Genomic DNA, 13,774 nt, shown 5'->3' on the forward strand with positions numbered 1-13,774 from the left:
CATTGCGAAATTCGTCTGATCATTCGCACATGCAAAACCCGGCGATTGCCACAACAACACACTGCGATAGTTCTTCACGAATACCTTCGTGTACATGCGAATATACACGAGACCCCAATTGTACCAACAGACGCGGCGGGACGGCGTTCTCAAATAGGGGCCCCATACTCTCAGGAGAGGGGGTCGTCTGAACACAGCTGTCGCACGGGTATTTTGCATCTACCCCGTCCTTAGCCCCTGCTCGGGGCAGCATGCCCGACTAGACTAGCTAGTTTTTACAAGAACGTCCAAAAACTTACATGAACACATGACGCAGGATGACTCCGCGTTGGGTCGTATCAGTTCCAATTTGGCTCCAAATAGTTCGGGAGAGTTGGCAGGGCATTCGAGTCGCCTGACGGCTATGACAGCTATGACGCCCACGCAGCCATACGGAAAATGCGTGGGCTTTTAACACGAGCCATATTTTCCAGGGTTCCTGCCTCTTATCGTTTAACTAGTTTCATACTTGTCAGGTTGTCAGTTTGGCTAAAAACGTTTTCGTGATTGTTTCAGCCGTACACATCGACGCCCAGAGACAACCAGCATTACTCTGACAGTGTAGCCGCGGCCCCGTCAGCGGACGTCATATGTATTTTTGCGATAATAATCTCCGCATGGAAGTGAGACTAAAAGTCTCGCATTCCGTCAGGATATTCGCCGCGGAGATCGATACCCATATAGCAGCGTACTGAATTGCTGCGGCCTTTGATGGTGGCAGTTCGGCTATCAATACTTTTCGATTTGAGTCTAGACGTGAACGACTGTCGCTGGATGGGAAATTTAACACCCTGGTCGGCGCACCAACTGACATAGTTCTGATAAGCGACAATCCCTTCCACCCGGCGATCTGGATCAACTTCGCAACATTCATTCAACCACTGTTGTATAAGATCATTGGCCTCAAAATACTCGGCATTTGCGGCCTCGACTGCAGGAGAGCGGCTTAGACCCTCACTATAATATTTTATGGCTCCCTCTATCGCATACCGCAGTATTGCCCCGCTTTCAGCGCGCAACTTTTCTGATAATTCGGCGTCAGGTGAAGCGACGCCCCGGGTGAAGTTATAAACATGAAACCGTCTTCTGAACTCGGGACCAGCCGACCGGAGACGTGGGGCCTCGTTACCGGTAATCAAAAGCTTGAAACTTGGCCTATATTCAAAAACATGACCGCCTTTATACGATGCGGCGATATGCTCTCCGCCAGTGACGGCTTTTATCCGACTGTCATTCCATGGAAGACTGCCGTTAATCTCGTTCACCAGCACCAACCGTGCGCCATTAAGCCAAGCGAGTTCCTCGGAATGTTGTGAGTGGCGGGTGTCGACGAACGCCGTATCTGTCGAAGTCTTCGCATAATCTCCTAGCATATTGCGGAGCGTATTCGCGATCACCGATTTCCCATCGCCACCAGGACCTATCCACACGGGAAGGCAGGCATGGCGTGTCTCACCTGTGAGAAAATAACCGAGAAGTACCTGGATGTAGGTTTGCTCCGCGGGATCATCACCAAACCATTCCAAGAGCTTCACGGCCCAGAGCGACCCAGACCAGTCGTCCGCGGGCGCAGCACTGGTAATCCGGGTCATCAAAAAGTCAGGCGCTGAAGGCATGATGTTCCCAGCCCGCAGGTCAACCACCCCGGCAGGTGTGTTTAGCAAATGAGGATCGGGATCCCAGTCTCTCTGCCTAATCGATAATTTGGGACGGTTACGCAGAGATTTCTCGACGCCGGCAACCACGTGGCTGTTGCGCAGTTCTATCGGCAGGGAGTTTTCTATTGCGTGAAGAACCAGGAAATTGTGATTTCCCTGCCAGCAGCGCCCATCAAAGAAATACCAACAGTTTGCATCGCGATCAAATCGCAAATAGTGACCCGAATTTAACAGAAATGCGTCGGCCAGGGCTCCGTGGCTGATCTTTTGCCGACCTTTTTGCGATCCTCCAAATTTGGCTCGCGCGCTATCGATCCATTCCTGGATTACCTTTTCGGCTTGCGGCCAGTCGTAAGGCATTCCCGCCGCCTCGCAGGCTTCACGTTTTGCGCGCCCAACACGTATATGAATATCTTCATCTGGCCATCCGCGCGTAACCATGGACGACACAGCGCGAAGACAAGTCTCATGGGTGTCTCCGCCCGCCCCAATTCCACGCCAGACCATGTCGTTGAGCGCGTAAATCGGATCATCGGGATTTTTGCAAAATCCAACGACCTCGTCGATGACCCAAGGCGTGAACATCGGGAGCTTATCGTATGGCATTTCGCGAAGTGGAGACCCCGCAACCCACTTGTACGGTTCCTTTGTTTCTGGATGAATTGATGGAGGAATTACCGTTTGCGCGCTCCGACATAATATATCGATCACGGGTCGCTTATTACCGTCACGATACATATGGATCTTTTGACTGGCTATTTGCTCGGTCAGTCGAGCTAAATAGGTAACACCTTTTTTGCCCCTTTTTACCGGCACGGAACATCCAATCGCTCGCTCGACACATCGTACGAGATTTGCATCATCTACGTCGATGTCGATGCCAAACAGGCAACTGCCATCAGCATGGGGATCACCGGTACGGATACCAAGGTTGGATGGCTTAGAGAATTCCCGATTTATGCTGTCTTCGGTTGCCTTCTTTACCTGCCAGCCCATCGATTTAGCGCCCTTTTCGCCGCGTGGCACATATACTGGCTCATAGCCTAGAGAGTGATAATGCAGTGCATCTTCGCAAAGGATTTGCGTCATAACGCCTCCGCGTCTTCACGAGTCTTGCGGGACGCGCACCATTCGTTGACCTCGTGTTCGAGCCACCCGACGCTGTTCGGCCCAAGGTGACGGCGTTTGGGGAAAATGCCCTGCTCCTCCCAGCGCGATATTGTATTGTAGGATACTCCAACTCGCGCGAGAACTTCTGGAAGTCTCAAGAAGCGAGGATTTTGATGTTCTAACATTTTAATTCTCCGATCGTTTAACCGACGGGAGGCATCAAACTTCGAAACTTTCAGTTTCTGTTTATAGGCCCTCCCTATCAGGAGCACCCATTAAACAACGTCAAATATGTTGGGGTCAATAACTCCTATCCCAACACTTCAAGGGTCGTTACGTTACGTTTTTCCCGGGCCAGAAGACGTATCGTTTTTTCAGATCTCTACTCAGATCACCTGGGTCATATTCAGCAAGTTCAGCGATTTTACGGAGGCTTGCTGTAGGATTTTGAGGATTAATTCCTGAGCCTTAGCCCGTTTTGGTACAGATTTCGGCCGGCGTTTCTTTACTAAGAGTTCGAAATCGACTTTTAAACTTTCGGGGGCATTTGCTAGCTCTAACAGCCGTGAAACCGCCTCGAAAACATAGTGCGCCCTTACTAATACGTCGGGATTACCTTTTTGCCTCATTTCTTCCTCCGTCAAAGCGATTTTCGGGTATGCAGAGGTATATTCCAACCAGTCCTCCATGCGCTCTGAGTCGCGAACATTTCGTGCGTGAACCAGCATGTATGTCCGAGCTCGGTCTTCAACTTCATACTGCCGATCGGAGTAGGTCGTCCATTTTGCACCTTTTTTTCTGATACCGTGGGGTGATTGGTGCGGAAACGAACCGATATACCGTGCGCGCTCCACGGCGTCTGCCGGCTCAGCGAGTAGGGTACTAGCCTGACCGGATTTGTCATCGTCAAAGGAATAGTTCTTAGACATAGATAGCCCTGCCGATTTTCTTGAAATTAAGGGGTTCCGATAATTTTTAATACATAGCTGCTCCAAACTTCCAATGCTTGTTTCTTCTCCTCCTCGTATCGATGATGAAGGTAGTGCGCTGCAGCGCCGGACCGCGTACTGCTAACATGCCCAATAACTTGATCTGCAATGTCCGGCCGAAAGCCAAGGCGTTGCAGTCCCGTGGCGATGGTTCGACGAAAATCGTGAATTCGCCAGTTCTCTGGATCCCGCTCGCCAATGGCGGCAAGTGCTTTGCGCATACGCTCATCGATACGGTCTTTCACTTTTTGATCACCGGACATGCATCGCGTAGGATTGCCATTAGCCGGAAAAAGCAGGTCTGTATTCGGAAAGCGAGCAATGTTATTCAACACGGCAAGTGCGGCTTCGGCGAGATGAATTTGCTGCGGGACGTTATTCTTCGCCCTGTGCGCAGGGATGGTCCAAACCTGCGCTTCAAGGTCGAACTCCATCCAACTTGCGTTGCGAACTTCCGCATTTCTTGTGCCGGTAAGGATCAGCAACTTTATCCAATGTCCCCAACGCCCCTCGGGTTCACTCGCGATCCAGATTTCCCGCAACTCCTTATCGTTGAGTACGCGGGTCCGTATCGACTTCCCTATAGTTGCTTTGCGAATTCTCGCGAAAGGATTTCCGTCCACATGTTCCCGTTCCCAAAGCCAATTGAAGAAAGCTGTACCTTCCTGCCTAACTTTATCGGCCAACGGGAGCTTTCCGTCTGCTACGATTTTATCAACCACTTCGAGAGCATGAGATCGTTTTATTTCTGTTATGCAGCGCCCACCTATTATTGGCAGAATGTGGCGGCGGAAAAGCCGGTCCTTTTCATGCCGAGACCGTAACCGACTAGCGGCTAGCTGCATATATTTCAGCCAAAGATGCTCTGGGTCGAGTAAAATGCGTGCATTACTGGCGGTGCGTTCTGCGAGTTTTGCTCCGTGGGGGTCTTTACCGCTTTCGACTTCCGCACGAAATTTGGCAGCAAGTTTGCGGGCATCTGCAAGAGTGAACGCCTTAGTGCTTCCGATTGTAAGTTTAACAAGCTGCTTGCCCTTACGATATCTCAAAGCATAGCTCGTATATCCGGAGGGAGTGTGGACTAAAACAAAGCCAGGTACGCCACCCAATCCGATATGCCGGATGGTAGTAGGAGCAGAACTGGTGATGCTTTCAATTTCTTTTACCGTTAGCGGCCTTAATCTGGAAGAACCCATCGGTTGCCCTTTCTCGTGTATCCATCTGTGTACACACAGACCGAGTATTTCGGTGATTGTGCATGGATTTACAAAAACACCCAGAAGGCCGTTCTACAATATATTTCGTTATTTATCAAGGCTTTGTTGGATACCCTTGTATACCCTTGGATACCCCGCTAACAGGTTTTACACCGAGAGGGTCAGCGGTTCGAGCCCGTTAGCGCCCACCATTTTTCAGACTTTACCTGAAAAATAAAGAGAACGCCTGTGTCGTTCATCGTGCAGAAAGCTTTGGAGATGCATTTTCGGCGCATGAGGGGTCATATTCCGACATTGGGAACAGCCTTAGTGCTGTGCGCGGCTATGCTGGTGCCCGATGCTGCCTATGCGCGGGAAAATGAGCAGGGCGAGCAAAATGAAACGCTCAACTGCACAGACCCCAAACACCGGCACTCCATCGTCCGGTCGCTGACCGAATCGCTGCCGATTCGCAAAAAGGAAAAAGCCCGCGTCCGCCGCATCCTGATGTAATCAGGTTGCTTCACGTAGAAGCTTTGCCATTTCGGCGTCATCCCATTCCACACCGCCGGTAACGCGCCAGACTTCATGGCCTTCGGAATCATATAATATGGTGGTGGGCAGGGCAATCTGGTTATTGAACGCTGCAAGCATGGCATTGTCGACGTCGGTATAGGGTTCCAGATTTTTGATGCCCGCTTTGGCAAAAAAGGCGTCCACCGGCGGTCGCCCTGCAAGATCCTGCGATAGGACGATCACGGCCATGCGGTCCTGCTCTAACGCGGCCAGCGCATCCAATGTCGGCATTTCCGCCTTGCACGGCGCGCACCATGTTGCCCACAAATTGACCAAAATCGGTTTTCCTGCAAAGTCAGCAAGCGTCACATCGCCGCCGTCCGCCCCTTTGAATACGGCCGATGGTGCTTGTTGCCCTGCAAATCCATAGCTCAAGGCCGCACGCATCCCGTTGGCGCTTTCAAGGCCGACATCGGCTTTCGCGGATATTGCGGCATTTTCGGTCCCCGAACCGGCTTGCCCTTGCCCCTTTGGCGGACTTCCCGTATCGCACCCGGCCAGACCGAGAGAGACTAGCGCGAAAAGGGTTGGGGCGATTACCAAACGCATGTCAGATTCCAATAGCATGTGGGGCGGCCGTTTTGGCGAAGGCCCGGGGGATGTCATGCGCGAGATTAATGCCTCGATTCCATTCGACAAGCGCCTTTGGCAGGAAGATATCGCCGGAAGCAAGGCCCACGCACAAATGCTCGCCGCGCAAGGCATTATTTCGGGCGCAGACGAGGCCGCAATCCAGCAAGGACTGTCCGCCATCCATACCGAATATGAAGCGCATGGCGTGCCTGAAGACTGGACGCTTGAAGATATCCATATGGTGACCGAGACCCGCCTGCGTGAACTGGTCGGCGAACCGGCCGCGCGGTTGCACACCGCCAGGTCGCGCAACGATCAGGTGGCAACCGATTTCCGCCTCTGGATCCGCACCGCGATCGGCCAGATTGATGGCGGACTGAAAGCTTTCCAGTTGGCGCTGGTCACCCGCGCCGACGAACATGCCGACAGCATCATGCCCGGCTTCACCCATTTGCAGGTCGCGCAGCCGGTGACGCTGGGGCACCATCTGATGGCCTATTATGAAATGGCCAAGCGCGACCGCTGCCGCTTTGCCGACTGCGCCCGGCGTTTGAACCAGTCCCCCTTGGGCGCTGCGGCGCTGGCCGGAACATCCTTCCCCATCGACCGGAGCGCCACGGCGCAGGCGCTGGGTTTTGACGGGCCGATGGGCAACAGCCTCGATGCCGTTTCGGACCGTGACTTTGCACTCGAATTTCTGACCTGTGCCACGCAAACGGCGCTGCACCTGTCGCGCCTTGCCGAAGAAATGATCCTGTGGGCATCACAGCCTTTCGGCTTTATCGCCTTGCCCGATGCATGGTCGACGGGTAGCTCGATTATGCCGCAAAAGCGCAATCCGGACGCCGCCGAACTGGTGCGCGGCCATGCCGGACGCATCATGGGCTGCATGACCAGCCTGATGGTCATAATGAAGGGCCTGCCGCTCGCTTATTCCAAGGATATGCAGGACGATAAGCCGCCGGTGTTCGAGGCCTATGACCTGCTTGCGCTGTCGATCGCCGCGATGACGGGCATGGTCGGCAATGTCGCATTCCAGACCGGGCGGATGCGCGCCGTCGCCGCTTCGGGTTTTTCGACCGCGACCGATCTGGCCGACTGGCTGGTGCGCGAACATGGTCTGGCCTTCCGCGATGCCCACCATGTCACTGGCAGCATCGTCAAGGCATGCGAAGCCCGCAATATGGGTCTGGAATCGATAACCGCAGATGACCTTGCGGCTGTTCATCCGCCCTTGGCGGGATGCATCCTGCCCGATTTATCGGTCGAAGGCTCCGTCGCCAGCCGGACGAGCGCTGGCGGTACCGCACCGCTTCGGGTAAGGGAAGCCGTCGCCGCCGCACAAAAGGAGCTTGAGGCATGACGTCAAAAGGCAAGCTGTTCATTATCGTCCTTGGCCTCTGTCTGGTAGGGTGCGGCAAAGTCGGCGATTTGGAGCCACGCACCGGCACTACATTGCCGGTCAAAGCCTATGGCCAACGCGGCGAACAGTCCGCACAAGCCCTGTCCACGCCCAATGTGCAGGCCCGGCCAGGGCGCTCTGATGAATTGCTGAAGCGGTCCGAACGGCGCGAGGATGATCCTTTTGACGTTCCACCGGGACAGGAACCCAAACCGTTCAATCCCGATGACCCCACCACTGATCCCAAATCGAACCTAGATTAAGTCCACTCTCGCATGAATCATTTTGACCTTATAAATGGCGTGTTGCACGCCGAAGATGTGCCGTTGCCCGCCATTGCCGATAGCGTCGGAACGCCCGTCTATGTCTATTCCCGCGCAACATTGGAACGTCATGCCCAGGTCTTTCGCGACGCGCTGTCAGGCCTTGATAACCCGCATCTTGCCTTTGCGGTGAAGGCCAATCCCAATCTGGCGGTGCTCAAAGTTCTTGCCCGGCAAGGCTATGGCGCCGATGTGGTGTCCGGCGGGGAAATGGACCGTGCGCTGGCGGCGGGCATGGCGGCGGAAGATATTGTGTTTTCCGGCGTCGGCAAGACCGCCGGCGAAATCGTCCGCGCGCTCAAGGCTGGGATCGGCCAGTTCAACATAGAATCCGAAGAGGAAGGCCGCGAGCTGGCGACGCTCGCCGATACGCTAAACCTGCCTGCGAACGCGGTTTTGCGGATCAACCCCGATGTTGATGCAGGCACGCATGGCAAGATTTCGACCGGCAAGGCCGACAATAAATTTGGCGTCGGCATCCACCGTGCGCCAGACATTTACGCACGGCTTGACGCACTGCCCAGCCTCAATATGCGCGGCGTTGCCCTGCACATCGGCAGCCAGTTGACCAGTCTGGAACCGCTGGAGACAGCCTTTGGCAAAATCGGTGCGCTCGTAAGGGGATTGCGGGGCAGTGGACACCGCATTACCCATGTCGATCTGGGCGGCGGTCTGGGCGTTCAATATAAGGCGGAGGATTGCCCCCCTGACCCTGCCGACTATGGCGCGATGGTCGAACGCGTCACCCGTGATTGGGATGTGCGGCTGATGTTTGAGCCGGGCCGCGTTATTGCCGGAAATGCCGGAATATTGTTAACCCGCGTCATTCGGGTAAAACCGGGGTCAGGCAATCTGCCCTTTGCCATTGTCGACGCGGCGATGAACGATCTGGCACGCCCGGCGCTGTACGATGCCTGGCATGATTTTGAGGCGGTGGAACCCAATGGACAGAAAATGGCGGCCAATATCGTCGGTCCTGTCTGCGAAACCGGTGACACATTTGCCATGGGGCGCGAAATTGATGTCGTCGCCGCCAATGATCTGGCCATTTTCCGCACCGCAGGGGCCTATGGCGCGACAATGGCCAGCACCTATAACAGCCGCGGGCTTGTGCCCGAAGTGCTGGTTGACGGCGACAAATTCGCGATCGTCGCAGAACGCATTTCGCCTGAAACGATTTTAGCCGCCGAACATGTGCCGGATTGGCTGAAATAAAAGGAACGATTGGTGGACCAGCTACCCATTTTCGTAAATGTGCGGGGCCGGAAAGTCATATTGGTTGGCGAAGGCGACGCGGCGGATGCCAAAAGGCGGCTGATCGAACGCGCTGGGGGAATCTGCGTTGATGCAAATAGCGACGAGGCGGTGCTGGCTTTCGTGGCGGTGGAAGACGAAGCCGAGGCGTTGGCTATTGCCGCCGAACTGAAAGCACGTGGCTTGCTGGTCAATGTCGTCGACCGGCCGGAACATTGTGATTTTACGACGCCAGCGCTGGTTGATCGTGCGCCCGTGCTGGTGGCAGTGGGAACAGGCGGCGCATCGGCGGGAATGGCCAAGGCCATCCGGCAACGGATTGAGACGTTGCTGCCGGAAAATCTGGGCGCGCTAGCGACATCCATATCGAATGCACGCGACGCCATTCGCGCCCAGTGGCCCCAGGCAGCAGACCGCCGCCGTGCGCTCGATCAGGCTTTTGCCGCAGGTGGACGTCTCGACCCGTTCCAAAACCACGGTGCATCGTCCATCGACACATGGCTGGATCAAGGCGGTACGGCGCAGCGCTCCCGCCTGGTGGAAATATCTCTGTTATCGGGCAATGCCGATGACCTCACCCTGCTGACAGCGCGTTTATTGGGCGAGGCCGATCATATATTTCACGACGCCAACATCCCCTTTGCCATATTAAACCGCGCCCGCGCCGACGCGGTCCGCCATGAAGGCGCTCCCCCAACACCCGCCCCCGACGGTTTGGTGCTTTATCTGAAATTGGGGATTTAAGGATAAACCCGCAGGCCATTTATAAATGATTTAGGGTCAGGACCTATCTTCCGCCATCACGCTATCCGCTTGACGCCGGTGTGCATTTCCTTTCTTGCGCCAATTATGCGTTTTTTCTCTGACAATGCGGCCCCCGTTCACCCCAAGGTGATGCAGGCCATCGCGGATGCGAACCAGATTGATACCGCCTATGATGGCGACCGCTGGAGCGCGCAGTTGGATGCCCGTTTTTCCGAAGCCTTCGGCTGCGACGTGGCGGTGCTGTGGGTGGCCACCGGCACCGCCGCCAACTGCCTTGCGCTCACCTCCCTGTGCCAACCGCATCAGGGCATAATCTGCCACCGCGAGGCGCATATTGAGGTCGATGAATGCGGCGCGCCCGGATTTTACACGGGCGGCGCAAAGCTGATGCTGGTCGATGGCGATGGCGCGAAGGTTACGCCGCAGGCGGTCAGCGATTTGCTGGGGACGATCCGCAACGATGTGCATCAGGTACAGGCCGCTGCGCTGTCGATCACCAACGCCACCGAATATGGCCTGACCTACCGCCCTGCCGAAGTGGCGGCGCTGGGCGATGTGTGCCGGACACGCCATATCGGCTTTCACATGGACGGTGCGCGTTTTGGGAACGCGGTGGCATCGCTTGGCTGCCACCCCGCCGACGTCACCGTCCGCGCAGGCGTCGATGTGCTGAGCTTCGGCTTTGCCAAAAATGGCGGCATGGGGGCCGAGGCGTTGGTCTATTTCGACCCCGCCCATGCCGACGCCGCGCGCTATCGCCGTAAACGCGCCGGACATCTGCAATCCAAGGGCCGGTTTCTGGCGGTGCAATTGCTGGCGATGCTGGACGATGACCTGTGGCTTGCCAATGCCCGTGCGGCCAATGCGGCGGCGGCGATTATCGCCGGGGCGGCACAAGACCGTTTGCTCTATCCGGTCGAAGCCAATGAGATTTTCGTCCGGCTGACCGCAACAGAAGCCGCCAGCTTGCGCGCGCAGGGCTTTGACTTTTACGACTGGGGCGAAGGCGCGGCGCGCCTGGTTACCAGCTGGCACCACACCAAGGACGATGTCGCACCGCTCGCCCGCGCGATTGCCGCCTTGTGAGCAGGTCCGACCCTGAACCCGCAATCGAACCCGGGCTGCTCGCACCACGCGTGCTCATCCCTTTTCTGGTGGTGTCGCTGATCTGGGGATCGACCTGGTTCGTGATCCGGGACCAGTTGAGCGTTGTACCGTCAAGCTGGTCCGTGACCTACCGCTTTACGGTGGCAGCAATAGGTATGTTCCTTCTTGCACTGATCATGCGGCAACCATTGCGGATTGACCGGGAATTTCTTGGCTGGTCGATGTTTCTGGGTCTCATCCAGTTTTCGCTGAATTTCAACTTCGTCTATCTGGCGGAGCATCATATTACCTCGGGTCTGGTCGCCGTGATTTTCGCGCTGCTGATCATCCCCAATGCCTTGCTCGGCAAATGGTGGCTGGGACGCCCGATCGGCACGGCGTTCATCATCGGGTCCGCCATTGCGACGACCGGCGTCGGCTTGCTGATGCTGCGCGAATATCGCGTGGCGCCGGTGGGGGGCATGGATGTGCTCATCGGGCTGTCGCTGACGCTAGCCGCCGTGGTCAGCGCGTCGATATCCAACGTGTTGCAGGTGATACCCCGCATCGCCCGATTCCCGACCGTGACGATATTGGCCTGGTCGATGCTTTGGGGCAGCGTTTGTAACGCGCTGATCGCTTTATTCTTTTTCGGACCACCGGTGTTTGACCCGCGACCTGCCTATTTTGGCGGCGTGCTGTATCTCGGTATTGTGGGCACGGTGCTGACCTTCCCGCTTTATTTCCGCCTGATCCGTGACATTGGCCCCGGCAAGGCGGCCTATACCGGTGTATTGATTCCGCTTATCGCCATGCTTTTGTCCACCGCCTTTGAAGGCTATAGATGGTCACTGCTCGCTATTGCAGGCGCGGGGCTGGCGATGATCGGGCTCGTCGTCGCGATGCAGACCCGCAAAGCCTAGGCGATGAACTCGTAAATTTCGTCATCGAGGTTTGAGGCCATTTTGCACAGGGCAAGGAAGGAAGCCTCCGGGATATCGACATATCTCAAGGCTTTCTGACGCAGCCTTGGGCAAAATGGGCCAAATCCCTTCGGGACGCCAAAATGGCGTCGATCTCGAACCAAAATGCGCTTGCCGGTAGAATGACTATCGGCGGCGCGCATTTTGGTCCGAGATCGACGCCATTTTGACGCCTCGATGACGAAATTTACGAGTTCATCGCCTAGGACTCGCCTTCCCGTTAAAATCGCGATAGCTTCTCTGCAAAATAAAGCAGGAGAGGGCTATGGAGCAACTAAGCGGACAAGACGCGAGTTTCGTCTATCTGGATACGCCAAACACGCCGATGCACATCGGGTCGGTCGCGATTTATGACCCTTCGACGGCGCCGGGCGGGTTCGTCCGCTTCAAGGATATATTGCGGCATATCGAAGGGCGCTTGGACAAGGCGCGCAGTTTTCGCCAGAAACTGGTGCGCGTGCCGTTCGACCTTGACCATCCTTATTGGGTGGAGGATGCGAATTTCGATCTCGAATATCATGTCCGGCACATCGCCCTGCCGCAACCGGGGGACTGGCGGCAATTGTGCATCCAGGTCGCGCGTCTGCATGCGCGGGGGATGGACCTGACCAAGCCGTTATGGGAATTCAACATTGTCGAAGGACTCGACAATATCCCCGGCATTCCCAAGGGCAGTTTCGCACTCGTATCCAAGGTCCACCATGCGGCAATTGACGGCATGTCGGGCGTGGAGCTGAGCGCGGCGGTGCATGATCTGGAACCCAAGGAAGTGCCCGAAGCGCCGCCGTCAAGCTGGAAGCCCGAGAGCGATCCGAAACTGGGCGAGATGCTGGTTCGAACCTGGATGACCTCGGTCACACAACCGTTCAAATTTGCCAAGACGCTGGCCAACACCGTACCCGGCATTGCACGCCTCACCAAGGAAATCGCGGGCGGGGACGTGTCGCTAAAATCCACACGGATGGCGCCGCAGACGATTTTCAACGGAAAAGTTGGCCCCCACAGAGCGTTTGACGGGGTGGTCTATGCCCTTGCCGACATACGCGCGATCAAGGACCGGGTCGAAGGCGCGACGGTCAACGATGTCATCCTCGCCATTATCGGCGGGGCCTTGCGTGAATATCTGATGGGCCGAGATGCCCTGCCGAAACCGAGCCTGACCGCGATGGCCCCCATTTCGGTGCGGGCCGAGGGCGAGAAGGAATCGCTCGGCAACCTCGTCTCGGCCATGATGGTGCAGCTCGGCACGCATATCGCCGACCCGGCGGAGCGGCTGCGCTATATCCATAAGGAAGTGAAGAACAGCAAGGCGATGACCAACGCCGTCGGCGCGCGGACGCTGACCGATTATAGCCAATTCATGCCTGCCGCGCTCGCCGGATTAGGCGCGCGGCTGTATACAAGGCTCGGTATATCGAACCTGCACTCGCCCGCGTTCAACTGCGTCGCGACCAACGTCCCCGGCCCGCGCGTCCCGCTTTATTTTGCAGGCGCAAAGCTGGTGCGGATGATGGGTCTGGGGCCAGTGTTCGACGGCATGGGCCTGATCAACACGATCTACAGCTATGGCCCGGAAATCGCCATTTCCTTCACCAGCGACCGCGCCATCATGCCCGACCCGTCGACCTACGCCGCCGCGCTGCAGCACTCGTTCGAAGCGCTGCGCGACGCGGATTTCAGCGAGGTGAAGGCGGAGAAGGCGGCGAAGCCTGCAAAGAAGGCGAAGGCGAAGGTTAAGGCAAAGTAGAGAGCAAAAACCTATCCCGCCCCGTCACCCTGAACTGCGCTAACTCTGCGTGAACCAATCCCTCTCCCGCTTG

13 protein-coding genes are annotated in these 13,774 nt (G+C 56.3%); 8 read left to right on the top strand and 5 right to left on the bottom strand.

Annotation, left to right across the window (positions count from 1 at the left end; translation table 11 throughout):
- Positions 1-668: 668 nt before the first annotated feature.
- From EUU23_RS09495 to EUU23_RS09510, 4 genes are all read right to left on the bottom strand, one after another.
- Positions 669-2,786, bottom strand: coding sequence for a phage/plasmid primase, P4 family (locus EUU23_RS09495; protein WP_160353907.1), 2,118 nt, complete (start codon positions 2,784-2,786; stop codon positions 669-671).
- Positions 2,783-2,992 carry a helix-turn-helix transcriptional regulator gene (locus EUU23_RS09500; RefSeq protein ID WP_160353908.1) on the bottom strand — a complete coding sequence of 70 codons (210 nt, stop codon included), beginning with the start codon at positions 2,990-2,992 and terminating at the stop codon, positions 2,783-2,785. The genes EUU23_RS09495 and EUU23_RS09500 overlap by 4 nt, the downstream gene beginning before the upstream one ends.
- A gap of 201 nt (positions 2,993-3,193) precedes the next feature.
- On the bottom strand, positions 3,194-3,736 hold the full coding sequence (locus EUU23_RS09505) for a hypothetical protein (RefSeq protein WP_160353909.1): 543 nt from the start codon (positions 3,734-3,736) through the stop codon (positions 3,194-3,196).
- A 26-nt stretch (positions 3,737-3,762) separates the two neighbouring features.
- The gene (locus EUU23_RS09510; RefSeq protein ID WP_160353910.1) at positions 3,763-4,992 is read right to left on the bottom strand and encodes a tyrosine-type recombinase/integrase; all 1,230 of its coding nucleotides are present in this window, start codon (positions 4,990-4,992) and stop codon (positions 3,763-3,765) included.
- Positions 4,993-5,286: 294 nt separating this feature from the next.
- On the opposite strand from EUU23_RS09510, the gene EUU23_RS09515 reads away from it, so the two are divergent.
- On the top strand, positions 5,287-5,505 hold the full coding sequence (locus EUU23_RS09515; protein ID WP_160353911.1) for a hypothetical protein: 219 nt from the start codon (positions 5,287-5,289) through the stop codon (positions 5,503-5,505).
- On the opposite strand, the gene EUU23_RS09520 is transcribed toward EUU23_RS09515, so the two are convergent.
- Complete coding sequence (locus EUU23_RS09520) at positions 5,506-6,117, bottom strand: TlpA family protein disulfide reductase (protein ID WP_160353912.1); 612 nt, start codon at positions 6,115-6,117, stop codon at positions 5,506-5,508.
- On the opposite strand from EUU23_RS09520, the gene argH reads away from it, so the two are divergent.
- The 7 genes from argH (at position 6,116) to EUU23_RS09555 (ending at position 13,701) form a co-directional block, all read left to right on the top strand.
- The gene (gene argH, locus EUU23_RS09525; RefSeq protein WP_246156412.1) at positions 6,116-7,504 is read left to right on the top strand and encodes an argininosuccinate lyase; all 1,389 of its coding nucleotides are present in this window, start codon (positions 6,116-6,118) and stop codon (positions 7,502-7,504) included. The genes EUU23_RS09520 and argH overlap by 2 nt on opposite strands.
- Positions 7,501-7,806 (top strand): hypothetical protein, encoded by a 306-nt coding sequence (locus EUU23_RS09530; RefSeq protein ID WP_179956540.1) that lies wholly within the window; start codon positions 7,501-7,503, stop codon positions 7,804-7,806. The genes argH and EUU23_RS09530 overlap by 4 nt, the downstream gene beginning before the upstream one ends.
- Positions 7,807-7,818: 12 nt before the next feature.
- The gene (gene lysA / locus EUU23_RS09535) at positions 7,819-9,081 is read left to right on the top strand and encodes a diaminopimelate decarboxylase (protein WP_160353913.1); all 1,263 of its coding nucleotides are present in this window, start codon (positions 7,819-7,821) and stop codon (positions 9,079-9,081) included.
- Between the two features lie 12 nt (positions 9,082-9,093).
- Positions 9,094-9,864, top strand: coding sequence for an NAD(P)-dependent oxidoreductase (locus tag EUU23_RS09540; protein WP_160353914.1), 771 nt, complete (start codon positions 9,094-9,096; stop codon positions 9,862-9,864).
- A 105-nt stretch (positions 9,865-9,969) separates the two neighbouring features.
- Complete coding sequence (locus tag EUU23_RS09545; RefSeq protein WP_160353915.1) at positions 9,970-10,971, top strand: threonine aldolase family protein; 1,002 nt, start codon at positions 9,970-9,972, stop codon at positions 10,969-10,971.
- Complete coding sequence (locus EUU23_RS09550; RefSeq protein ID WP_343032706.1) at positions 10,968-11,894, top strand: DMT family transporter; 927 nt, start codon at positions 10,968-10,970, stop codon at positions 11,892-11,894. The genes EUU23_RS09545 and EUU23_RS09550 overlap by 4 nt, the downstream gene beginning before the upstream one ends.
- Positions 11,895-12,219: 325 nt before the next feature.
- Positions 12,220-13,701: a WS/DGAT/MGAT family O-acyltransferase gene (locus tag EUU23_RS09555; protein WP_160353916.1), complete on the top strand. Its 1,482-nt coding sequence runs from the start codon at positions 12,220-12,222 to the stop codon at positions 13,699-13,701.
- Positions 13,702-13,774 lie beyond the last annotated feature (73 nt).

Origin of the sequence: Sphingorhabdus profundilacus (assembly GCF_009769755.1) — a bacterium.
Lineage (GTDB): Bacteria > Pseudomonadota > Alphaproteobacteria > Sphingomonadales > Sphingomonadaceae > Sphingorhabdus_B > Sphingorhabdus_B profundilacus.